Source organism: Geothrix sp. SG200, from assembly GCF_022808935.1.
Taxonomy (GTDB): Bacteria; Acidobacteriota; Holophagae; order Holophagales; family Holophagaceae; genus Geothrix; species Geothrix alkalitolerans.
In genome coordinates this window covers 83700-103599 of record NZ_JAKZFR010000007.1, presented here as the reverse complement: position 1 = coordinate 103599, position 19900 = coordinate 83700, and the positions used below count along the sequence as shown (strand labels likewise).

The 19900-nt window shown below is 68.6% G+C and carries 20 protein-coding genes; 8 read left to right on the top strand and 12 right to left on the bottom strand.

Annotation, left to right across the window (positions count from 1 at the left end):
• Both ML539_RS13745 and ML539_RS13740 read right to left on the bottom strand, forming a co-directional pair.
• A complete protein-coding gene (locus ML539_RS13745) occupies window positions 1-639 on the bottom strand; it encodes a 3'-5' exonuclease (RefSeq protein ID WP_243294940.1) in 639 nt (212 codons plus the stop codon).
• Window positions 636-1058, bottom strand: a complete 423-nt coding sequence (locus tag ML539_RS13740; RefSeq protein WP_243324788.1) for a hypothetical protein — start codon at window positions 1056-1058, stop codon at window positions 636-638. Before ML539_RS13740 ends, ML539_RS13745 begins: the two co-directional genes overlap by 4 nt.
• A gap of 225 nt (window positions 1059-1283) precedes the next feature.
• Here ML539_RS13740 and ML539_RS13735 point away from each other — a divergent pair, with 225 nt between their 5' ends.
• Window positions 1284-2657 carry a cytochrome c3 family protein gene (locus ML539_RS13735; RefSeq protein WP_243324786.1) on the top strand — a complete coding sequence of 458 codons (1374 nt, stop codon included), beginning with the start codon at window positions 1284-1286 and terminating at the stop codon, window positions 2655-2657.
• A gap of 65 nt (window positions 2658-2722) precedes the next feature.
• Here the strand turns inward: ML539_RS13735 and ML539_RS13730 are convergent, their stop codons facing one another.
• Window positions 2723-5326 (bottom strand): valine--tRNA ligase, encoded by a 2604-nt coding sequence (locus tag ML539_RS13730; RefSeq protein WP_243324784.1) that lies wholly within the window; start codon window positions 5324-5326, stop codon window positions 2723-2725.
• 217 nt (window positions 5327-5543) lie between these two features.
• On the opposite strand from ML539_RS13730, the gene ML539_RS13725 reads away from it, so the two are divergent.
• Window positions 5544-5903, top strand: a complete 360-nt coding sequence (locus ML539_RS13725) for a cytochrome c3 family protein (protein WP_243324774.1) — start codon at window positions 5544-5546, stop codon at window positions 5901-5903.
• A 37-nt stretch (window positions 5904-5940) separates the two neighbouring features.
• Complete coding sequence (locus ML539_RS13720; protein WP_243324772.1) at window positions 5941-6660, top strand: efflux RND transporter periplasmic adaptor subunit; 720 nt, start codon at window positions 5941-5943, stop codon at window positions 6658-6660.
• 24 nt (window positions 6661-6684) lie between these two features.
• Here the strand turns inward: ML539_RS13720 and ML539_RS13715 are convergent, their stop codons facing one another.
• The 3 genes from ML539_RS13715 to bioB form a co-directional block, all read right to left on the bottom strand.
• Window positions 6685-6930, bottom strand: a complete 246-nt coding sequence (locus ML539_RS13715) for a CDGSH iron-sulfur domain-containing protein (protein ID WP_243324770.1) — start codon at window positions 6928-6930, stop codon at window positions 6685-6687.
• 65 nt (window positions 6931-6995) lie between these two features.
• Window positions 6996-7655 carry a hemerythrin domain-containing protein gene (locus tag ML539_RS13710; protein ID WP_243324767.1) on the bottom strand — a complete coding sequence of 220 codons (660 nt, stop codon included), beginning with the start codon at window positions 7653-7655 and terminating at the stop codon, window positions 6996-6998.
• A complete protein-coding gene (bioB, locus tag ML539_RS13705; RefSeq protein ID WP_243324766.1) occupies window positions 7652-8611 on the bottom strand; it encodes a biotin synthase BioB in 960 nt (319 codons plus the stop codon). The genes ML539_RS13710 and bioB overlap by 4 nt, the downstream gene beginning before the upstream one ends.
• 218 nt (window positions 8612-8829) lie before the next feature.
• Here bioB and ML539_RS13700 point away from each other — a divergent pair, with 218 nt between their 5' ends.
• The 3 genes from ML539_RS13700 (at window position 8830) to ML539_RS13690 (ending at window position 12198) form a co-directional block, all read left to right on the top strand.
• Window positions 8830-10956, top strand: a complete 2127-nt coding sequence (locus tag ML539_RS13700; RefSeq protein ID WP_243324765.1) for a dehydrogenase E1 component subunit alpha/beta — start codon at window positions 8830-8832, stop codon at window positions 10954-10956.
• Window positions 10957-11013: 57 nt separating this feature from the next.
• Window positions 11014-11805, top strand: coding sequence for a hypothetical protein (locus ML539_RS13695; RefSeq protein ID WP_243324764.1), 792 nt, complete (start codon window positions 11014-11016; stop codon window positions 11803-11805).
• A gap of 189 nt (window positions 11806-11994) precedes the next feature.
• The gene (locus tag ML539_RS13690; protein ID WP_243287678.1) at window positions 11995-12198 is read left to right on the top strand and encodes a cold-shock protein; all 204 of its coding nucleotides are present in this window, start codon (window positions 11995-11997) and stop codon (window positions 12196-12198) included.
• A gap of 89 nt (window positions 12199-12287) precedes the next feature.
• Here the strand turns inward: ML539_RS13690 and ML539_RS13685 are convergent, their stop codons facing one another.
• The 6 genes from ML539_RS13685 to ML539_RS13660 all read right to left on the bottom strand — a co-directional run bounded on the left by ML539_RS13685 (window position 12288) and on the right by ML539_RS13660 (window position 17706).
• Window positions 12288-12632, bottom strand: a complete 345-nt coding sequence (locus tag ML539_RS13685) for a hypothetical protein (protein ID WP_243324763.1) — start codon at window positions 12630-12632, stop codon at window positions 12288-12290.
• A gap of 95 nt (window positions 12633-12727) precedes the next feature.
• Window positions 12728-13147: a hypothetical protein gene (locus tag ML539_RS13680; RefSeq protein WP_243324762.1), complete on the bottom strand. Its 420-nt coding sequence runs from the start codon at window positions 13145-13147 to the stop codon at window positions 12728-12730.
• Window positions 13148-13184: 37 nt separating this feature from the next.
• Window positions 13185-14735 carry a DHA2 family efflux MFS transporter permease subunit gene (locus tag ML539_RS13675; RefSeq protein WP_243324761.1) on the bottom strand — a complete coding sequence of 517 codons (1551 nt, stop codon included), beginning with the start codon at window positions 14733-14735 and terminating at the stop codon, window positions 13185-13187.
• Window positions 14736-14742: 7 nt separating this feature from the next.
• On the bottom strand, window positions 14743-15741 hold the full coding sequence (locus ML539_RS13670) for an HlyD family secretion protein (protein WP_243324753.1): 999 nt from the start codon (window positions 15739-15741) through the stop codon (window positions 14743-14745).
• Between the two features lies 1 nt (window position 15742).
• Window positions 15743-17086, bottom strand: a complete 1344-nt coding sequence (locus ML539_RS13665) for a TolC family protein (protein ID WP_243324751.1) — start codon at window positions 17084-17086, stop codon at window positions 15743-15745.
• A gap of 8 nt (window positions 17087-17094) precedes the next feature.
• Entirely contained in the window at window positions 17095-17706 is a 612-nt protein-coding gene (locus ML539_RS13660) for a TetR/AcrR family transcriptional regulator (protein WP_243324741.1), read from the bottom strand.
• 173 nt (window positions 17707-17879) lie between these two features.
• On the opposite strand from ML539_RS13660, the gene ML539_RS13655 reads away from it, so the two are divergent.
• Both ML539_RS13655 and ML539_RS13650 read left to right on the top strand, forming a co-directional pair.
• Entirely contained in the window at window positions 17880-18569 is a 690-nt protein-coding gene (locus ML539_RS13655) for a CerR family C-terminal domain-containing protein (protein WP_243324740.1), read from the top strand.
• 2 nt (window positions 18570-18571) lie between these two features.
• A complete protein-coding gene (locus ML539_RS13650; protein WP_243324738.1) occupies window positions 18572-19885 on the top strand; it encodes a TolC family protein in 1314 nt (437 codons plus the stop codon).
• Window positions 19886-19900: the final 15 nt, after the last annotated feature.

The window sequence follows — 19900 nt, the reverse complement described above, 5'->3', positions numbered from 1 at the left end:
TCAGACCTTGTTCCAGGCCACTTCGCCGGCGGCGAGGAAGGCCTCGCCGTCCATGCCCCGGTCCTCCGCGCGCTGCAGCAGATGCTGGAGCACCTCGGCGGTGGCCTCGGCGTCCTGCAGGGCCCGGTGGGCCCGGGTGTTCGTGATACCGAGGAACTCGCAGAGTTCCGCCAGGCTGCGTCGGGGCAGCTCGGGGATGAGCTTCTTGGCCAGCAGGCGTGTGCACACGAGGCGGTGGCGCCGCCAGATGCCCTCGGGCAGCCAGGCCTTGAGGAAGCTGCCGTCATAGGGGGCGTGGTGGGCCACCCAGACGCGGCCTTCCAGCCTCGGCGCCAGCTTCAGGGCCACCTGCTCCCAGGGGGGCGCGCCCGCCAGCATGGGCAGGCTGATGCCCGTGAGGCGCTGGATCTCCTCCGGCAGGAAGCCCTGGATGGCGGCCAGGCTGGAGAAGCGGTCCTCCACCACCGGGCCCGAGAGGCGAACCATGCCCACCTCGGTGATCTCCGAGGGTTGGATGAACCGCCCGTCCTTGCCCCAGCGGGCCTTGGGGCTCCCGCCCGTGGTCTCCAGGTCCAGCACCGCGAAGCGCAGCTCCCGCAGCGCGGGCGAGCTGGTCTCGAGGAGGGCATCCTGGGTCATGCGCTGACCAGGGTCTTCAGGCCGTCCTTGAAGAGCACGTCCACCTTGCGGCCCATGCGCCGCTGGACGCGCCCCAGGCCGAAGGCGGGATGGTCCATCCAGGCGCCCTCCTCCCAGCGTTCGGCCACCGAGTAGGGTCGGGCCTGGGCCCCGCCCTGTTCGCGGGCCACGGCCTCCTGGAACTGGGCCACCAGCGAGCCGGGCCGGGGCCCGCCGGCCTTGGCGGCCGCGGGAATCCGGGGGGCGCGGGGCAGGGGCTCGGGCTTGGCCGCGCGGAACTTGTGCACGGACCTGCAGTTTCCGCAGATGAGCTTGTCGGGCACGCCGTTGGTCACGGTCAGGACCTGGTGGCGGGTCTCGCCGCCGCAGCGCCCGCAGGGGGCATCCACATCCTGGCCGGCGTAGTAGATCTTCGTCATGACACAAGACTAGCACTGGGGAAGCGGGACAGAACGAATGGGGCCGGGCCGGTAGGCCCAAGGTGCTAGGTCGGGTTCGGCAGTTGTAACTATATAATAATATGTGATTTAAGTCATATGGCGCAACCGTGACGCAGGTCGTACCGTCGGTCATCCCGGCGTCCGCGGCTTTTCGTTTCCTGGGCGTCCATCCCCCTCACGCTCCACCTCTTCCTGGGAGGACCCATGACTCGGACTGCCTTCAAGACCCTCGCCGGCGCCGCGTCGGCCCTGGCGCTCGCAGGCCTCATCGCCGCCTGCGGCGGCTCGAAGCCGGACGCCCCGGCGACCTCCGCCGCGCCGACTCAGGAACAGAGGGCCCTGCCCAACCGGACCGGTTCTTCCGCCTACGTGGTGCTGGCCTGGAACGACCTCGGCATGCACTGTCTGAACCCCAGCTATGACGCCGCGGTGATTCTGCCCCCCTACAACACGGTGGTGGCCCAGGTGGTGAAGCGGGGCAACCCGCCCCAGCCCGTCACCTCCGGCGTCACGGTGAGCTACCGGATCCTCAACAACACCAAGTCCTCGACCAAGGGGAGCTTCGGGCAGTTCTGGACGAACATGCAGAAGCTGTTCGGCGTGTCCCTTCCCGCGGACAAGGGTCTCAACCTCGATGATCCGGCTGTGAACAATGGCCTTTCCGGGACCATGCTGCCCAAGGGCGACCACTTCCTGGCCTCGGGCATTCCGCTGACGCCCATCGACGACAGGGGCGTGTGGAACCCTTATCAGGTGGGCGAGATCACGGTGAAGGACACCAGTGGCAAGGTGGTGGCCCAGACCACGACCACGGTGCCCACCTCGGATGAGATCAGCTGCTCGAAGTGCCACGGCGCCGACGCCCTGAACGAGGTGCTCCGGAAGCATGATGCGGCCCACGGCACCCAGCTCTTCGCGACCAAGCCCGTGCTGTGCGCCAGCTGCCATGGCAGTCCGGCCCTCGGCACCTCCGGGCCGGGCTCTTCGGGGATGTACCTCTCGCAGGCCGTGCACGGCTTCCACGCCACCCGCGGCGCCGCCTGCTACGACTGCCATCCCGGCGCCACCACCAAGTGCAACCGGAGCCTGGCCCACACCGCGGCCGACGGGAACTGCACCACCTGCCACGGGGACATGGCCAACGTCGCGAACACCATCAAGAGCGGTGCCCGGGTGCCCTGGGCCAGCGAGCCCAAGTGCGCGACCTGCCACAGCGGCGTCGCCGAGGTGGATACGGGTTCCGCGCTCTACCGGAACGCGCGGGGCCACGGCAACCTCTACTGCTCCGCCTGCCACGGCAGCCCTCACGCGATGGTGCCCACCTCCCAGCCTTCGGATAACGCCCAGGCCATCCAGTACCAAGGCAAGGCCAAGGCCATCGCCAGCTGCGCTGCCTGCCACAGCTCCAACCGGGGGGGCGGCTTCAGCGAGTTCGCCCACAAGCACACTGCCGCAGGCGACAACCAGCCCTCCGCCTGCAACATCTGCCACACGGGATTCCAGGACGTCACCCAGCAGGCCAAGTGGCCCCACCAGTTCCAGTGGAAGGCGCGCGGGGGCTCGGGCGGCGGCGACTGAGCCGGTTCCCCGGGGCACGGCGCCGTCCTCCAGCCGGGAGGTGGTGTCGTGCCTCGGGGATCGCTTCAGCCCAGCAGGGCCTTCACCTGGGCCAGACGCTGTTCCTTCTCCTCGGCCTGGCCGCGCAGCTTGGCCACGGCGGGCTCAGGGGCCTTGGTGACGAAGCTCTCGTCGGCGAGGCGCGCCCGCAGGGGCTCCAGCTCCTTCTCAAGCTTGGCCAGCTCCTTCTCCAGCTTGGCCTTTTCGGCCGCGGGATCCTTGAGGCCCGCCAGCTCCAGGGCCACGGCGCCGCCGGCCACCACGGCCACGGCCCGGGTGGGCGAGGCCAGGTCGCCCTGCGTGAAGGTGACGGATTCCAGCCGGGCGATGGACTTCAGGGCATCACTGAAGGGAGCCAACTCGGGCAAGGAGCAGAAAGCCGCCACGCGTTTCGCGGGATCCACGCCCTGCTCGGCCTTGAGGCGCAGGAAGGCGGAGAGCACCTCCTGGAGGCGGGGGATGAGGGTGACGTCCCCGCCCTCCGTCTGGAGGAGGGCCTCGCCGATGGGCCAGGGCCGCTGGGCCAGCAGCTTCGGCTCTCCGGCGGGCAGGCGCTCCGTCATGACGGCCTCGTGGATCTCCTCCGTCAGGAAGGGCACGAAGGGGTGCAGGGCCCGCAGCAGGATGTCCAGGAAGTGGAGGATGGCCGCCTTCTGGGCCGTCGTGCCGCTCTGGAGCTGGACCTTGGCCAGCTCGATGTAGGTGGCGCAGAAGTCGTCGTAGACCAGGTGGTAGAGCCGCTCGGCCGCATCGTGGAACCGGAAGGTCTCGATGGATTCGGTCACAGCGCCGAGCTCCGTCTTCAGGCGCCCAGCCATCCAGAATTCGGCTTCGCCGAATTCTGCTTCTGTCGCCAGCGTGACCTCCGCCCCGAGGTTCATCTGCACGAAGCGTGACGCGTTCCAGAGCTTGTTGCAGAAGTTCCTGGAGGCCTCCAGCCGCGCAGGACTCATGGCGATGTCGGTGCCGGGCGCGGCCATGATGGCCAAGGCGAAGCGCAGGGCGTCCGTGCCGAACTCCTCCATCACTTCGAGCGGGTCGATGACATTGCCCTTAGTCTTCGACATCTTCTGGCCGCTGGCGTCGCGCACCAGGCTGTTGAAGTAGACCTTTCGGAAGGGCACGTCGCCCATCCAGGTGAGGCCCGCCATGGCCATGCGGGCCACCCAGAAGAACAGGATGTCGTAGCCGGTGATGAGCACGCTGGTGGGGTAGTAGCGCTTCAGTTCCTCGGTTTCCTCGGGCCAGCCGAACACGCTGAAGGGCCAGAGCGCCGAACTGAACCAGGTGTCCAGCGTGTCGGGATCCTGGATCAGTTCTCCCGCTCCGCAGGCCCGGCATGCGGAGGGCTGCTCCAACTCGACGTGAAGCTCCCCGCACGTGGCGCAGGTCCAGGCCGGGATGCGGTGCCCCCAGACGAGCTGGCGGCTGATGCACCAGTCCTGGATGTTGGTAAGCCAGTGCTCCCACACAGCGGCGTGATGTGAGGGCGTGAACTGGATGCGCCCGTCGCGGACAGCCTCCAGGGCCTTGGCGGCGGCGTCCTTCACGTCCATGAACCACTGTTCGCTGACCAGCGGCTCCAGCACGGCGCCGCTGCGGTCGCTGAGGCTGATCTTGTGGACGTAGTCCTCCACCTTCACGAGGTAGCCCTGCTCCTCGAGGTCCGCCACCACGCGCTTGCGGGCCTCGAACCGGTCAAGCCCCGCGTAGGCCCCAGCGGCGGCGGTCATCTTCGCGTCGAAACCGATGATGGTGATGGAGTCGAGCTTCAGGCGCTGGCCCGCGGCGAAGTCGTTGGGGTCGTGGGCCGGCGTGACCTTCACGCAGCCGGTGCCGAAGGCCGGGTCCACGAAGCTGTCGGCCACCACGGGGATCTGGCGGCCGGTGAGGGGATGGTTCATGAGCTTGCCGATCATGCCCTGGTAGCGCTCGTCGTCCGGATGCACGGCCACGGCGGTGTCGCCCAGCATGGTCTCGGGCCGCGTGGTGGCGACCACCACCTCGCCGCTGCCGTCCGCCAGGGGGTAGCGCAGGTACCAGAGCTTGCCCTTCCGTTCCTCGTATTTCACTTCGAGATCGCTGAGGGCCGTCTGGAGGGCCGGATCCCACTGGATCATGCGGGGGCCGCGGTAGATGCGGCCGGCCCTGTAGCTCTCCACGAAGACCTTGCGCACGGCCTTGTTGAGGGTGGGGTCCAGGGTGAAGCGGTTGCGGGTCCAGTCCACGGAGCAGCCCAGGCGCTTGAGCTGGTGCTCGATGGCCCCCTGGTTCTTCTCCTTCCACTCCCAGATGCGCTGCTCGAAGGCGTCGCGGCCCAGCTTGTGGCGGTCCGTGCCCTCGGCCTTGAGCTGCCGCTCCACCATCATCTGCGTGGCGATGCCCGCGTGGTCCGTGCCGGGAACCCACAGCGCGTCGTAGCCCTGGGCCCGCTTGAAGCGCGTGAGCACGTCGTGCAGCGTGTTCACCAGGGCGTGGCCCATGTGCAGGTTGCCCGTGATGTTGGGCGGCGGGATGACGATGGACCAGGGCTCCTTGCCGCTCTCCGGCGCCGCCTCGAAGGCGCGGGACTCCTCCCACACTTCGTACCAGCGCGTCTGCGCCGTCCTGAAATCGAATGCCTTGTCCATCTCACGCATTGCCATCTTTGCCTTGCCTTTCCCGGATCCAAACCGGTTTTGCCGATTTGGATCGATGTGAACGACTGCATTCGGAGCGGCCAGCCCAATGGATCAGTTTACCCGTGGGGACACTGGCCTTCCAGGCTGGGGGCCCAGGGGGAAGGCCCTTGAATGTAATGCGATATCATGGTCATCATTTGCATCGCGGCATGGATGAGGGGGCTACATGCGTCTTCTTCGAATGGGGATCCTGGGGCTGTCGGGGCTGCTGGCGGCCGGGATCGGCCTGGCCCAGGACCGGCCTCTGCCGGCCCCCCACGTGAAGGCCAAGCTCATCTGCCACGACTGCCATCAGAAGGAGAAGCCCACCACCGCGGCGGTGCCGGACGAGGCCTGCATGGTCTGCCACGGGGACTACCCGGCCATGAAGGCCCTGACGAAGGACGCCAAGCCCAATCCCCACGCCCCTCCCCAGGCCTCGCCCCACGAGCCCTACCCCTGCACGGACTGCCACCGCCAGCACAAGGCGCCCGCGGTGAAGTGCCTGGAGTGCCATGAGGGGAAGTTCACCTTCAAGATCAAGTGAGCCCCCCGGGCCCGCGGTTGCCGGTACCCTAGGAACCATGGGCCCGAGTATCCGCTTCCTGTCACTGCTCCTGTCCGGTCAGGTGGCGCTTTTCGCTGGAGGGTTGGCCCTGGAGGGCCAGGTGCTCCCCTATCGCCAGGTCGAGGTCAGCGCCCCGGTCTCGAGCCGGATCGTGGACATGCGGGTGAAGGAGGGGGAGACGGTGAAGGCCGGCCAGCCCCTGGCCCTGCTCTACGGGAAGCTGGAGGAGCTCGAGATGCAGCGGGCCAAGGCGCTGCTGGAGCGGCGGGAGTTCGAGGCCAAGGGTGCCAAGCGCCTCTACGACAGCAAGATCATCCCCGAGGCGCGCGCCCTGGAGTCACGCATCGACCTGGAACTGGCCCGCCTTCAGTACGAGACGGCGGCCGAACAGGTGCGGCTCCGCACCATCGTGGCCCCCATGGACGGCATCGTGGTCGAGCGGTACCGCGACGAAGGCGAGGCGGTCTCCGGAGCCCAGCCCATGTTCCGCCTCATGGACCTGAGCCGCGTGGTGGTCCAGTGCGCCGTGAGCCCAAGCCTCCTGTCCGCCTTTCCGCCAGGCCAGAAGGTGAAGGTGCTCTTCACCGAGCCCGCCGCCGGAAGCGCCGAGGGGGAGGTCACCCTGGTCGACCCCTGCGCCGACGCCACTGGGAGGGTCCGCGTGCGGGTCGTGGTGCCCAATCCCGAGGGACGCTTCCGGGCGGGGCTCAAGGCTAAAGTGCTGGCGCCGGAGTGATCCGGCTGCTTTCCGGAGCCGGGATCAGAGCTTCTTGTGGGTGCCGTCGCACATGGGCTTGGTGCCGCTGTGCTTGCAGCCGCAGAACCACTTCGTGCCCGTGATGTCGGCGGTGTAGGCCAGGGGCACGAACGGCCCGCCCTTGTGGGAACCGTCGCAGAACGGCTGCTTCTTGCTGTTGCCGCAGGCGCACCAGTGGTAGGTCTTGCCCGCTTCGACCTCCACCTGGAAGGGGCCCTTCTGGGCGATGTGGGGCGTGGGATCCGTCATGGCGAGCCTCCTGTCGGGGTGCCGGTGGATGGAAGACCACTATAGTCCCGTCGTCCAGACAAGATTCAATCGTCCCGGCGCTCCTCGGCCTCCTCCCACTCCAGCTCGGTCCACCACTCGTACTCGAGGCCCTCGCAGGTGACGCCGAAAGAGGGGCAGGCGACGCAGCCGTCGCCGCGGTGGACCTCGGCGTCGTGCAGGGGCGGGTAGGTCGCGAGCAGGGCCAGGGCGCCCTCCCGCGCCGCGGCCTCGACGCCGGTCATGGGACGGGAGGGCAGGTCCCGCACGTGGAAGCGGCGCAGGCGCTCCTCGCCCTGGGGGTAGAGCACGGAGTTCTCGGCGTCGATGTGGCGCCACAAAGAGCGGCTGTAGTCCACGGCCAGTGCCTCCACCTGGCGGCGGTCCCCGTCTGCGGCCAGGGCAGAGCCCAACAGGCCTTCCAGGCCATCCAGAAGGCCGGCCATGCGCCGGTGCTCCACGGTGAGGGCCGCGATGGGGCCCCGGTGGGCGGGCAGCTCGGCCCGCTCCGCCAGGGCCTTGAACAGGACCTCCTCCTCCTTGTGGTGGTGGAAGTCCCCGGCATAGCGCCGGAAGAAGGCCATGAAGCGCGCGCCGTCGGCCGGATCGCCCCCGCCCTCGAGCCGGATCTTCACGAAGGTCCGCAGGGAGCCCAGCACCTGCTCGATGAGGTCGTGTTCCGCGCGGAGGTCGTCGAGGAGCTTCATGATGCCGACAGCTTAACGGCGGCGCCCTCCACCCGCATGCCCAGGGCGTTCAGCAGCCAGTGGTCGTGGTTGCCGCCGGGGTTGGGCGTGGTGAGGAGCTTCTCGCCCGTGAAGATGCTGTTGGCACCCGCGAAGAAGCAGAGGGCCTGCAGTTCGTCGCTCATCTGCGTGCGGCCGGCGCTGAGGCGGATGCGGCTCTTCGGGAAGAGGATGCGGGCTGTGGCGATCATGCGCACGAGCTCGAGCGGGGGCAGGGGATCCACGTCGGCCAGCGGCGTGCCGTCCACGGCCACGAACTGGTTGATGGGGATGCTCTCGGGCGCGGGCTCCAGCTCCGTCAGCTCCTGGAGGAAGTGGATGCGCTGGTCGATGGTCTCGCCCATGCCCACGATGCCGCCGGAGCAGACTTCCAGGCCCGCGGCACGCACGGCTTGAATGGTCTCCAGGCGCTCGTCGAACTTGCGGGTGTGGATGATGGTCTCGTAGAAGTCCCTGGAACTGTCGATGTTGTGGTTGTAGACCTGGCATCCGGCCCCCTTGAGCCGCCGGGCCTGATCCTCATTCAGCATGCCGAGGGTGACGCAGACCTCCATGCCCATGCCGGAGACGCCGCGCACCATGTCGAGCACGGCGTCGAAGTTGGCGTCGTCCTTCACCTCGCGCCAGGCAGCGCCCATGCAGTACCGCGTCGAGCCGTTCGCCTTCGCCTCGGTGGCGCCGGCCAGCACCTTCTCCACGTCCTTGAGCGGTTCGACCTTGAGCGCGGTCTGGTAGCGGGCGCTCTGGGGGCAGTAGGCGCAGTCCTCGGGACAGGCGCCGGTCTTGATGGAATCCAGGGTGCAGAACTGGATCTCCTCGGCGTTCCAGTGCGCCCGGTGGGCCGTGGCGGCCCGGTACAGCAGCTCGGGCACGGGCAGGTCGTGGATGGCGCGGATCTCGGAAGGGGACAGGGGCATGGGCCACTCGCAAAGGGCCCATTCTATCCATAAGGTTCGTGGGCGCGATTTATCGACCCATGCATCACTTATTGATCTGCACTGGTCTGTGTCGAGGCCTCAAATGACACGAGATTGGCCCGGAGATCCCCCTCGTAGACGGGTGATCTGTAGACGGCTGGCCTCCGTGCTAGATTGAGGGGCCCCAGATGGCTCAGAACCCCTTGTGAGGAGTGCCTTTGGCCGCCCGTTCCGACCTGTCCGCGCCCGCCACGACCCTGACCCGCGAGCAGCGCGTCAGGCTCTTCCGCACGATCTATGCGGCGCGCCGCATCGACGACAAGGAAATCACCGGCAAGCGCCAGAACAAGGTCTATTTCCAGATCAACGGCGTGGGCCACGAAGCCATCCAGGCCGCCGCCTCCATGGTGTTCAAGCCCGGCCACGACTGGTTCTTCTTCTACTACCGGGACCGCGCGCTGGCCTATGGGCTGGGCTATTCCGCCAAGGAGATGTTCCTGGGCTCGGTGGGTTCCGTGGAGGATCCCGCTAGTGGCGGCCGGCAGATGCCCAGCCACTGGGGGAACCAGCGGCTCAACATCTTCACCACCTCCAGCCCCACGGGCAGCCAGTTCCTTCAGGCGGTGGGCGCCGCGGAGGCGGTGCTCCGGGCCGAGCAGGGAGGCCTGCAAGAGGTTCTGGGCATCGCCTCGGATCAGGTGGTCCTGGTGACCACCGGGGACGGCACCTGCAGCGAAGGCGAGTTCTGGGAGGCCGTCAGCAACGCCGTGAACCTGAAGGCCCCGGTGGTCTTCCTGGTGGAGGACAACGGCTACGCCATCAGCGTGCCCACGGAGGTGCAGTACCCCGGCGGCAACGTGGCGGCCCTCCTCAAGGGCTACGAACCCCATGGCCTGCTGATCCTGGACGACGTGGACGGGTGCGATCCCCTGGCCAGCTATCAGGCCATGAAGGCCGCGGCGGACCATGTGCGCGCCCGCAAGGGCCCTGCCCTGGTGCGCGCCCGGGTCATCCGGCCCTACAGCCACTCGCTGTCCGATGACGAGCAGCTCTACAAGTCGAAGACTCAGCGGGAGGCGGAAGCCCTGCGGGACCCCGTGGCCATCTACGCCCATCAGCTGGTGGCCTGGGGGGACATCAGCCCCGAGCAGCTCCAGATGCTGAAGGAGGAGGTCCAGGCGGAGATCGACGCGGCCTGGGAGGAGGCGGACGCGGCCCCGAAACCCGAATCCGGCAGCTTCTATCGGCACCTCTACAGCGAGGAGGTGGATCCCACCTCGGCGGCCTTCGACACGGAGCAGGCGGCGGGCGACCAGGCCACGGGCGCCAAGACCATGATCGATCTCGTCAACGCCACGCTGAAGCACGAGATGGCCCGCGATCCGCGCATCCTCGTCTTCGGCGAGGACGTGGCGGACGCCAGCCGGACGGAGATCCTCGGCGAAGTGAAGGGCAAGGGCGGCGTCTTCAAGGCCACTCATGGCCTCCAGAAGCAGTTCGGCAGCCACCGCGTGTACAACTCGCCCCTGGCGGAGGCCACCATCATCGGCCGCGCCATCGGCCTGGCGGTCCGTGGCTTCAAGCCGGTGGTGGAGATCCAGTTCTTCGACTACATCTGGCCTGCCATGCAGCAGCTGCGCGACGAGCTGGCCACCATCCGGTGGCGCTCCAACGGGGCCTTCAAGGCACCCGTGGTGGTGCGCGTGCCCATCGCCGGCTACCTCATGGGCGGCGCCACGTACCACAGCCAGTGCGGCGAGAGCACCTTCACGCACATCCCCGGTCTGCGGGTGGTGTGCCCCAGCCGGGCCCTGGACGCGGCGGGCCTGCTGCGCACGGCCATCCGCTGCGAAGACCCCGTGCTCTTCCTGGAGCCCAAGCACCTCTATCGGCAGACCCACAACAAGGGCAACGACCCCGGCCCCGACTTCCTGATTCCCTTCGGCAAGGCCCGGACCGTGCGCGAAGGCACCAGTCTCTCCGTCATCACCTTCGGCAACACCGTGCACCGCGCGGTCCAGGCCGCCCGGGAGGCCGAGAAGGAAGGCATCTCCGTCGAGATCATCGACCTCCGCACTCTCAATCCCTACGACTGGGAAGCCATCGAGCGGACTGTGAAGAAGACGCACCGGGTCCTCGTGGCCCACGAAGACACCCTCAGCTGGGGCTACGGCGCCGAGATCGCCGCCCGCATCGCCGACGAGCTCTTCTTCCACCTGGACGCCCCGGTCCGCCGCCTGGCCGCCAAGGACACCTGGGTGGCCTACCATCCGTCCCTGGAGGACGAGATCCTGCCCCAGCCCAAGGATTTCCTGGAGGCCTACCGGAAGCTCGCCGTCGTCTGAATCGGGGAAGGAATTCTCCGCGAGAGACCGATAGGATGGGCCATGACCGGAGGGTCCATGCGCCTGGCTCCAATCCTGCTCTTTCTCCTGGGCGTTCCGGTCTTCGCCCAGCTGGGCCGCGCCGATGGCGTCTCCGGCGCGCCTCTGACGGGCTGGACCCTGGGATTCCAGCGGGTGCAGCCCTCGCTGTCCGCGAGCATCGATGGAATTCGCGACGGGAAGGCCTCCCTGGTGGACACGGATTCGGATCTCGGGCTGGGGAGGGACGGCAATCCCTTCGGCGCGCTCCTGGAATACCAGGGCCAAGCCCACGGCTTCCAGCTCACCTATGATTCCGCGCGCTACCGGGGCGATCGGGTGCTGCCTCGCGCCATCCTCATCGACGGGAGGTCCTACGCGGCGGGCACCCCGCTCCAGACGCAGGCGAAGGTCGAGGTTCTGGAGGGCCTCTGGACCTACAAGTTCGTGCGGCGCCCTGATGCGTGGCTGGGCTTCGACCTCGGCGCGCAGGTTTTCCGGGTGGATCTCCAGGCCCTCACCCTCACATCGACCCCCCGAAGCCAGTCAGAACACTCCAGCTGGATCGTCCCCCAGGTGGGTCTCACGGGCTGGTCTTCGGGCGTCGACGGCCTTCTGGAATCCCGGGTCTACGCCCGGTACATCACCTACCGGAGCGCCACCTCTTTCCGGTACGGCGTGGACGCCCGGGCCTACCTCTATCCGAAGTTCGGGCTGCGGGTGTTCTTCGAGGATGGTCGCGCACATATCCCCCGGGGGTCCGTAGAGGGGGACCTGGACCTGCGGGCTGACCGGCGGATCACGGGTCTGGGCCTGGTGATCCGCTTCTGAGCGCCGGGGGACGCCCCCCCGGCGCGGCGCCTGAAAAGACCGGCCGCAGAAAAAAGCGGTGGACGGCGGCAATCCTGTCATGCTGTTTTGCGTGACCCGCCAGGGGCGGAATTCACATCAACGCAATGACGGCCTTGTCTGGGGAAAGTCATCGCTACATCATCACCAGACGTTCTGCAGGAAACAGTTATGGCTCAAGGCACCGTCAAGTGGTTCAACGCCGAGAAGGGCTTCGGCTTCATCACCCCCGATGAGGGCGGCGCTGATCTCTTCGTCCACCACACCGCCATCCAGGGTGGCGGCTTCCGCACGCTGGACGAAAATCAGCGCGTCAGCTTCGAAGTCGCCCAGGGCCAGAAGGGCCCCCAGGCGACCAACGTCCAGAAGCTCTAGTCCTTCTACCGTTCAACTGAAAAGGCGGCCCTTCGGGCCGCCTTTTCTCATTCAGGTTCCCGTCCGGCGCCGCCGGCCAGGGCTGTCGGTCAGTGGTGCCCGTGCTCGTCCATGACCGTGGGCTTGCCGATGAACTCGGCCTTGCGGCCCAGGAAGACCACCCAGAAGGCGAACAGGATCAGCACGCCGAGGCCCAGGTAGAACAGAGGCTGGCGGAGGGTCACCAGGCCGGTCCAGTTGAAGCTCGCGAGGCCGACCAGCGTGCCCAGGAGGCCTGTGCCGAGGAGCAGGATGCCCCACCGGGCGGAGGCCACGGGGGCCTGGCCCACTTCCTCGGGCACGGTCCCGAGGGGGTTCTTCACCTCGCCGGCCACGTGGGTGCCCTGGAAGAGGAGGATGGCGAACAGGATGAAATAGAAGACCAGGAAGAGCATGGGCGTACCTCGTCTTTCTTCCTATCACGATTTCCCGGCCCCCGGGCGGAATTCGGTGCATGGGTCACAACCTGCGCGGGTTGCTCCCATGGCCTTCAGCCTTCGTCCAGGATGGTCCGGCCGGCCCGGATGGCCGCCTCCTTCTGGCTCAGCCACTGGTGTTCGCGCTGGTTGAGTCGCAGATAGACTGTCAGGCCCATCCCGGCCAGCAGCAGGAAGAGGACTGCCAGGCCCAGCAGGATGGCCGCGGCCTCCCTGGGCGCGCCGGGCCAGAGGGTGGGAACACCGGTGGTCCCGGCCAGGCAGGCCAGGCCGAGGATCGTGGCCTGGATCGCCCGCAGGCGCCAGGGGCGGATCCGCTTCTCGACGGCGACCCGGGAGAGATCCCGGACGAAGTCGATCTGCTCGTCAGGGTTGGGGGACCCGTGGGCCGCCTCGAGCTCGAGTTTGGCCAGCGAGAGGGCGAGTTCTCCCGAGGCATCGTCCAGCCGCGCGGTCCGGCTCCGGATGGTCATGGTGGGGCTCCTTTCGATGAGAAGTGGAGGACCGGCCTCAGTGCAGGGAGAGGCCGCCTCCCTGGGGATTGCGAAGGGTCAGGACGAAGGGCAGGGCCAGGAGGAAGACCACGACGAGGAAGCCGAAGACGTCCACGAAGCTCATGAGGAAGGACTGGCGCGTCACCTCGGCGCCAATGAGGCCCTGGCTGAGGCTCCGCACGGACACGGGATCCAGGCCCGCCCGGGGAAAGAGACCCTGGTTGAGGTTTGCGTAGCTGACCTGGAGCGCCCCGTTGAACGGGGTGATGTGCTCGGCGAGCCGCGCGTGGTGGAACTGGGCGCGCTGGGCCAGGAGCGTGCTGGCGAGGGCGATCCCGACGCTGCCGCCCTCGTTCCGCATGAGGTTGAACATGCCCGAGGCCGTGCCCACGAGCGCCGGCGGGATGCGCTGCACCGCCGCCGTGGCGACGGGAACGAATACGAAGCCCAGCCCCAGCCCGTGGAAGATCCAGGCGGTCACGAGGTAGGGCATCCCGGTCTGCAGGTTCACGTGCGTCAGCAGCCAGGCGGAGTAGGCCAGGGAGGCCGCCCCCGCGGCCACGATGAGGCGCACGTCCACCTTCCCCATGGCCAGGCCGACGGCCACCATGGCCACCACGGAGGCCACGCCGCCGGGACTCAGCAGGAGGCCCGCCCAGGTGGGCGTGAAGCCCAGCAGGTTCTGCACGAACAATGGCAGCAGGATGAATGCCGCGTAGAGGCCGAGGCTGACGAGGAAGATGATGGCCATGCCGCCGGCGAACTCCGGCAGCCGGAACATGCGCAGGTCCACCAGCGGATGCTCGGCGGTGAGGGAGCGCCAGATGAAGAGCGTGATCCCCAGGGCGGCGAGGCCCGCGCAGACCTTCATGGCGTTCGACGCGAACCAGTCCAGGCGCTCGCCGCGGCTGAGGAAGAGCTCCAGGCAGCCCAGCCCCACGGCCACGAAGATCAGGCTCCAGTAGTCCACCGCGCCCTCGGGCCGCCGGAGGTAGTCCGGGTCCTCCACGAAGGTGAAGGCCAGGTAGTACGCCACCACGCCCACGGGGATGTTGATCCAGAAGATCCAGGGCCAGGTCCAGTTGTCCGTGATCCAGCCGCCCACCAGAGGCCCGAGGATGGGGCCGAAGATCACGCCGATCCCGAAAAGCGCCGAGGCCATGCCGTGCTCCTCCTGAGGGAAGGCCTCCAGCGTGATGGCCTGGGACATGGGCACCATGGCGCCCCCCGCGAGCCCCTGGATCACGCGCATGAGGATCAGCCACGTCAGGCTGGGCGCCGCGCCGGCCCCGAGGCTCGCCAGCGTGAAGATGGCCAGGCAGAGCAGGTAGAGGCGCTTGCGGCCGAAGGCGGCGCCCAGCCAGCCCGTGATGGGCAGGATGATGGCGTTGGCCACGAGGTAGCTGGTGATGACCCAGGTGATCTCGTCCGTGCCCGCGGCGAAGGTACCTTTCATGTGAGGCAGCGCCACATTGGCCACGGAGGTGTCCAGCACCTCCATGAAGGTGCCCAGCATGGTCGTCAGGGCGACGATCCACTTGTGGGCGGTTCCCCGCGGCGAGTCCATGGCGGCCTCAGCGGCTCCGGGTGTCGATCTCGGCCTCCACGCTCAACCCCAGGCGCAGCCTGCGCTCGGGGTCGGCGCCGGGGTCGAGGGCGATCTTCACGGGGAGGCGCTGGACGACCTTCACCCAGTTGCCCGTGGCGTTCTCCGCCGGCAGCAGGCTGAAGGCGGCGCCGGTGCCCGCGGAGAGGCTCTCCACGGTGCCCGTGAACGTCCGGCCGTCGAGGTCCGTCTTCATTCGCACCTTCTGGCCCGGCCTCACTCGGCGGAGCTGGGTCTCCTTGAAGTTGGCCTCCACCCAGAGGTCCTCCTGGCCCAGGGGCACCACCGCCAGCAGGGGCTGGCCCGCGGCCACCACCATGCCCGGCTCCGCCAGCTTGCGGCTCACGGTGCCGTCGCAGGGCGCTGCGATCGCGCAGTAGGAGCGGTGGAGCCGCGCCTGGTCCAGGGCCGCCTGGGCCACCTGGACCTTGCTCCGACTCACGCCCAGCAGGCCCTGGGCGGCGGCCACCTGCTTCCGGGCCGCCGCCACCTGGGCCGTGGCGACCTCCTCGGCGGTGGCGGCCTGGTCGTGCTTCTGGCGGGGGATGGACTGCCGCGCGAGCAGGGCGTCCATGCGCCGCTTCTCGAGGCCCGCCAGGGTCCGCTGGCTCTCGGCGGCCTGGACCTGGGCCCGGGCCTGGGCGATCTGGGCCTCGTTCAGGGCCAGGGCGCTCCGGGCCTCCCCCAGGGAGGCCTCGGCCCGGGCCACGGCCGCGTCGTAGTCGCGGGGATCCAGGGTGGCCAGGGTCTGCCCCATCCGGACGGACTGGTTCTCCTGGACCGACACCTGGAGGAGGGGCCCAGGGATGTGGCTCGACACCGGCACCACGTGGCCCTTCACGTAGGCGTTGTCCGTGGCCACGAACACCTGGCCGTGGCGCCAGCGCACCAGGGCCCAGACGGTGCCGAGCACGGCCAGCGCGAGGATGACTCCCAGAGAGACCCACTGCTTCGTCTTCGCATCCATCTCACTGCTCCCGGGGCGCGTCCGCCTCGAAGAAGGCCGGCAGGTCCTCGCCCAGCGCCGCGAGCAGGGCGGCCTGCTGGGCGTAGGCCCGGTAGCGCCGGTCCTCCAGGGCGCTGCGGCTCTCGGCCAGCACCGATTCCGCGTCCAGCACGTCCGTGTTGCGCACCAGGCCCTCCTGGTACTGGTCGCCCGTCATGCGGAGGTTCTCCTCGGCGGCGGCCACGTTCAGGCGCGCGGTGCCCACTTCGCGCAGGGACTGATGGAAGGCTCGCAGCGACGCCGCGGCGGTCGCTTCGGCCTGGCGCTCCGCCTCCTGCAGGTCACGGCGGGCGCGGGCGGTCTCCGCCTCCGCCTGGCGTACCCGCGCGGCGCGGACGCCGCCGTCGAAGAGCTTCCAGGAGAGCCCCACGAACAGGCTCGTCTCGTGCTCGTGGGTCAGGAAGGGATTCTGCGCGTAGGTGTGACTGGCCTCGGCGGCCAACGCGGGCAGGAAGTCCCTTCGCCGGAAGGTGGCCTGGTCCGACAGGGCCTGGGCCTTGGCGCGGGCCGCGCGCACGGCCGGGTTCGCCTCCCGCGCCCGGGCCCGGCAACCCGCCTCATCCCAGGGCAGGGCGGGCGGGCCGGCGAGGGTCTCCGGCAGTTCCTGGGCGGTGCCGGGAGGCAGGCCCATGGCCACGTTCAGGCCCTCCAGGGCCGAGGCGTATGCCTGGTCCAGGGCGTGCTCTGCGTCCCCCACTGCCCGCAGGGCCACCTCCGTGCGCAGGAAATCATTGCGAGCCACGACGCCTTGCTCGAAGAGCGCCCGGACGTGGCCCAGGTGGGTCTCCAGGGCCTCCCGTCGCTGGATCAGGACGCGCTTCTGGGCCTTCAGGTTCAGGAGTGTGAAGTAGCGGGCGGCCACCCCGCTCTGCGCCTTCAGGAGGTCGGCATCCCCCGAGCCCGCGACGGCTTCCTCCCGGGCGCGGGAGGCCGAGAGGGCCCCGCTCCGCCGGCCGAAATCCCACAGCAGGTACTGGACCGAGGCTTTGTAGCGCCAGGCCTGGCTGTCCGAGGTGGGGAAGACTTGGGAAGGTACTGTGAGCGGGCCGATCCGCAGGGGCTGACTCAGCAGCTCCGGGCGGTGGTCCGTGGTCCAGTAGCCGCCCTGGATCTGCACCTCGGGCCAGTAGAGGCCCTGCACCTGGGCGGTCTCCTCCCGGGCCCCGGCCAGGCTGGCTCGGGCTGCCTCGGCCGCTTGGGACTGCTCGCCGACCAGGCGCAGGGCCCGGGCGAGGCTGAGCGGTTCGCCGCCCTGAAGCAGGCCGGCCAGGGCCGCGCAGGCCAGGAGCACGGTTCCAGGCCTCATGGCTGATCTCATGGCCGGACTCCAGCGCCGCGCAGTAGGCAGGCCATGGCGCGCTCCACGCAGGCAGCGGGGTCCTCCTCCCGGCCCGTCCGGTGGCTCCGATGCAGGGAGGCCTCCAGCACCCCGAAGCAGAGCTGGATGAGGAAGTCGGGATCCAGGTCCTGGAGGTCCCCGGCCTCCACCGCCCGGTGGAGGATGCCCTTCAGCCGCGCCCGCTCGGCCTCGTAGATCTCCTGGAGCCGAGGCAGGAACCGGGACTCGAAGCCCCAGTCGTAGTGCACCCGCTCGAGGATGAATAGCGGCAGCCAGATGAGCCGGCCCCGGAAGTGGTCGGCGTAGGCCTGGAACATGGATCGTAGTTGCTCCAGGGGCGGCCGGGGGACCCGGAGGACCTCCTCGGCCCGGGTGGAGAAGGCCTCGGCCCGGTGGATCATCACCTGCTCGTAGAGGTCCTGCTTGGAGGCGAAGTGCTCGTAGAGCCCCTGCATGCCGATCTGGGCCTCGGCGGCGATCTCCTGCATCGTGGCCTCGTCGAAGGGCTTCCGGCCGAACACCCGGCCCGCGGCCCCGAGGAGGAGATCCCGTCTCTGCTGCCGTTCAAGGCCCTTCCGATCCAGCACCGGAGCCTCCGAATCCGCATTCCAAATTCCGAATCTAGAATTTTAATTACGACCGTCAAGTCATCAATTAAGGCACCCTGAGGGCGATTTTCCCCTTGACTGGTTCAAACGATTGATTAATTCTTGAAACCTGTTGTTCAACCGTTTGATTGGTTGATTGGAAACGAGGGGTCATGAACGCACAGCCGACCGACGCATCCATTGATACGCGGCAGCGCCTGATCGAGGCCGCGATCCTGACCTTCGCCGAAAAGGGCTTCGATGGGGCCGGCATCCGCGAGATCGCCCTGCGGGCCAAGGCCAACTCGGCCCTCGTGACCTACCACTTCAGCGGCAAGGAGGGGCTGTACCTGGAGGCCCTCCGGTACATCTTCGCCCGGAAGGCCTGCCGCGTGGCCGAGCTGGCCACGGCCCCCGCCCTCGAAGGGCCGGAGGCCCGGAAGGACGCCATCCAGCGACTCAAGGACCACATCCGCGCCTTCATGCAGGACCTGATGGCCTGCGATCCCCTCGATCCCCAGGACCCGCTGGGCGAGGCGGCCATGGCGCTCATGGCCCGCGAGATGCAGGCGCCGCGGGCGACCTCCTCGGCCCTGCTCATGGAGCAGATCCGCCCCCACGTGGACCACCTAATGCAATGCCTCCAGGTGCTGCGGCCGGACCTCTCCTGGGGCGACCTCCTGAACATGGGCATGAGCATTCAGGGCCAGCTGCTCTATTTCCGCAACTCCCTGGGGATCGCCCGGCTCATCCGCAGCAACCCGAACTACCCGGAGGATCTCGAGGAGGTCATCCGGCACTTCACCGACTTCAGCCTGCGTGGGCTCGGCATCCCCGAAGCCTTCCCCCAGCCGAGGAACTGACCATGCTTTTGTTCGCTCCCCCCGCCCTCCAGGCCCCGGCCCCGGCGCCGGCCTTGGAACCCGCGCCCCACGCCCCGCTGAGCCTGGACCTGGCCGGCGCCCTGGCCCGGGCCCGGAACGAGAACCCGATGCTCCGGGCCGCCAAGGCCCGCGTGGAAGAGCGCCGGGGGCTCATCACCAGCACCCGCGCCGACGCCCTGCCGCAGGTGACGCTCATCGGCGACTTCACCCGGGCGCGGGACGTCTCCATCCTCAACAGCGGCTTTGCGGACAGCGCCGCCCAGTTCGGCCTGTCCCCCAGTTCCCTCGTGGGCGCCCGCAGCATCTACACCAGCCAGGCGAACCTCACTCAGCCGCTCTTCTACTGGGGCAAGCTGGGCACGGCCATCGAGATCGCCAAGATGGGTGAGAAGGAGGCCGGCTACGGCTTCACCACCGCCGAGCTGGATACCCTCCACGGCGTGGCCAAGGCCTACCTGGCGGTGCTCTCCGCCCAGGCCGAGCAGGAAGTCGTGGAAACCCGTCGGAAGACCGCCGAGCAGTTCGTCTCGGACGTGAAGGCCAAGCTCGAGGCCCAGACCGCCACGGAGCTGGACCGCCTGCGGGCCGAGAGCGAGCTGCTGGCCGTGATCCCCGAGGCGCTCCAAGCCGAGGCCAACGTGAAGCGGGCCCTGGAGGTTCTGAACGGGCAGCTGGGCCTGGATCCCAAGACGCCGCTGACGCTGACGGACCTGGGCCAACCCGAGCCTTCGGCCCGGCCCGCGGGCGCCGAGCGCAGTGAGCTGGCCCAGCTGAAGCAGCAGGAGGCCATGTACCGGGCCAACGAGAAGATCATCACCTCGGACCTGCGCCCCAAGTTCGACCTCAGCGCCAGCTACGGCTACCAGGCGGGGAAGAGCGACAACCTCTTCAAGGAGCCGTACGACACCTGGAAGGTGAGCGTGACGATGAAGTTCCCCATCTTCGACGGGCTGCGCAGCTCCGGCAAGCGGGCCCAGAACACAGCCCAACTCGAGCAGGTGAAGCAGGCTCGCATCGACCGTGAGCGGTCCATCGCCATCGAGCAGAGCACCGCGGACCGCGAGCTGGAGAAGGCCATCGCCCTGGACGAGGCGGCCCGCAAGGCCCACGACGCCACCGTGGAGGCCCTGCGCATGAGCCGCGAGTCCTTCGACCAGGGCCTCATCACCTCCCTCGACCTCCTCCAGGCCGAGCGCGCCGAGCGCCAGGCCGAGAGCCAGCGCCGCCGCGCGGAGCTGGGCCTCTGGTCTGCCCGCTTCGACCAGCGCCGTGCCCTCGGCCTCCCTCCTCTGTAACGAATCCGACGATTC

What these genes read in the sequence shown, in the direction of transcription:
- ML539_RS13745 (WP_243294940.1), bottom strand. Translation starts at nt 639, where the DNA reads ATGACCCAGGATGCCCTCCTCGAGACCAGCTCGCCCGCGCTGCGGGAG.
- ML539_RS13740 (WP_243324788.1), bottom strand. Translation starts at nt 1,058, where the DNA reads ATGACGAAGATCTACTACGCCGGCCAGGATGTGGATGCCCCCTGCGGG.
- ML539_RS13735 (WP_243324786.1), top strand. Translation starts at nt 1,284, where the DNA reads ATGACTCGGACTGCCTTCAAGACCCTCGCCGGCGCCGCGTCGGCCCTG.
- ML539_RS13730 (WP_243324784.1), bottom strand. Translation starts at nt 5,326, where the DNA reads ATGGACAAGGCATTCGATTTCAGGACGGCGCAGACGCGCTGGTACGAA.
- ML539_RS13725 (WP_243324774.1), top strand. Translation starts at nt 5,544, where the DNA reads ATGCGTCTTCTTCGAATGGGGATCCTGGGGCTGTCGGGGCTGCTGGCG.
- ML539_RS13720 (WP_243324772.1), top strand. Translation starts at nt 5,941, where the DNA reads ATGGGCCCGAGTATCCGCTTCCTGTCACTGCTCCTGTCCGGTCAGGTG.
- ML539_RS13715 (WP_243324770.1), bottom strand. Translation starts at nt 6,930, where the DNA reads ATGACGGATCCCACGCCCCACATCGCCCAGAAGGGCCCCTTCCAGGTG.
- ML539_RS13710 (WP_243324767.1), bottom strand. Translation starts at nt 7,655, where the DNA reads ATGAAGCTCCTCGACGACCTCCGCGCGGAACACGACCTCATCGAGCAG.
- bioB (WP_243324766.1), bottom strand. Translation starts at nt 8,611, where the DNA reads ATGCCCCTGTCCCCTTCCGAGATCCGCGCCATCCACGACCTGCCCGTG.
- ML539_RS13695 (WP_243324764.1), top strand. Translation starts at nt 11,014, where the DNA reads ATGCGCCTGGCTCCAATCCTGCTCTTTCTCCTGGGCGTTCCGGTCTTC.
- ML539_RS13690 (WP_243287678.1), top strand. Translation starts at nt 11,995, where the DNA reads ATGGCTCAAGGCACCGTCAAGTGGTTCAACGCCGAGAAGGGCTTCGGC.
- ML539_RS13685 (WP_243324763.1), bottom strand. Translation starts at nt 12,632, where the DNA reads ATGCTCTTCCTGGTCTTCTATTTCATCCTGTTCGCCATCCTCCTCTTC.
- ML539_RS13680 (WP_243324762.1), bottom strand. Translation starts at nt 13,147, where the DNA reads ATGACCATCCGGAGCCGGACCGCGCGGCTGGACGATGCCTCGGGAGAA.
- ML539_RS13675 (WP_243324761.1), bottom strand. Translation starts at nt 14,735, where the DNA reads ATGGACTCGCCGCGGGGAACCGCCCACAAGTGGATCGTCGCCCTGACG.
- ML539_RS13670 (WP_243324753.1), bottom strand. Translation starts at nt 15,741, where the DNA reads ATGGATGCGAAGACGAAGCAGTGGGTCTCTCTGGGAGTCATCCTCGCG.
- ML539_RS13665 (WP_243324751.1), bottom strand. Translation starts at nt 17,086, where the DNA reads ATGAGGCCTGGAACCGTGCTCCTGGCCTGCGCGGCCCTGGCCGGCCTG.
- ML539_RS13655 (WP_243324740.1), top strand. Translation starts at nt 17,880, where the DNA reads ATGAACGCACAGCCGACCGACGCATCCATTGATACGCGGCAGCGCCTG.
- ML539_RS13650 (WP_243324738.1), top strand. Translation starts at nt 18,572, where the DNA reads ATGCTTTTGTTCGCTCCCCCCGCCCTCCAGGCCCCGGCCCCGGCGCCG.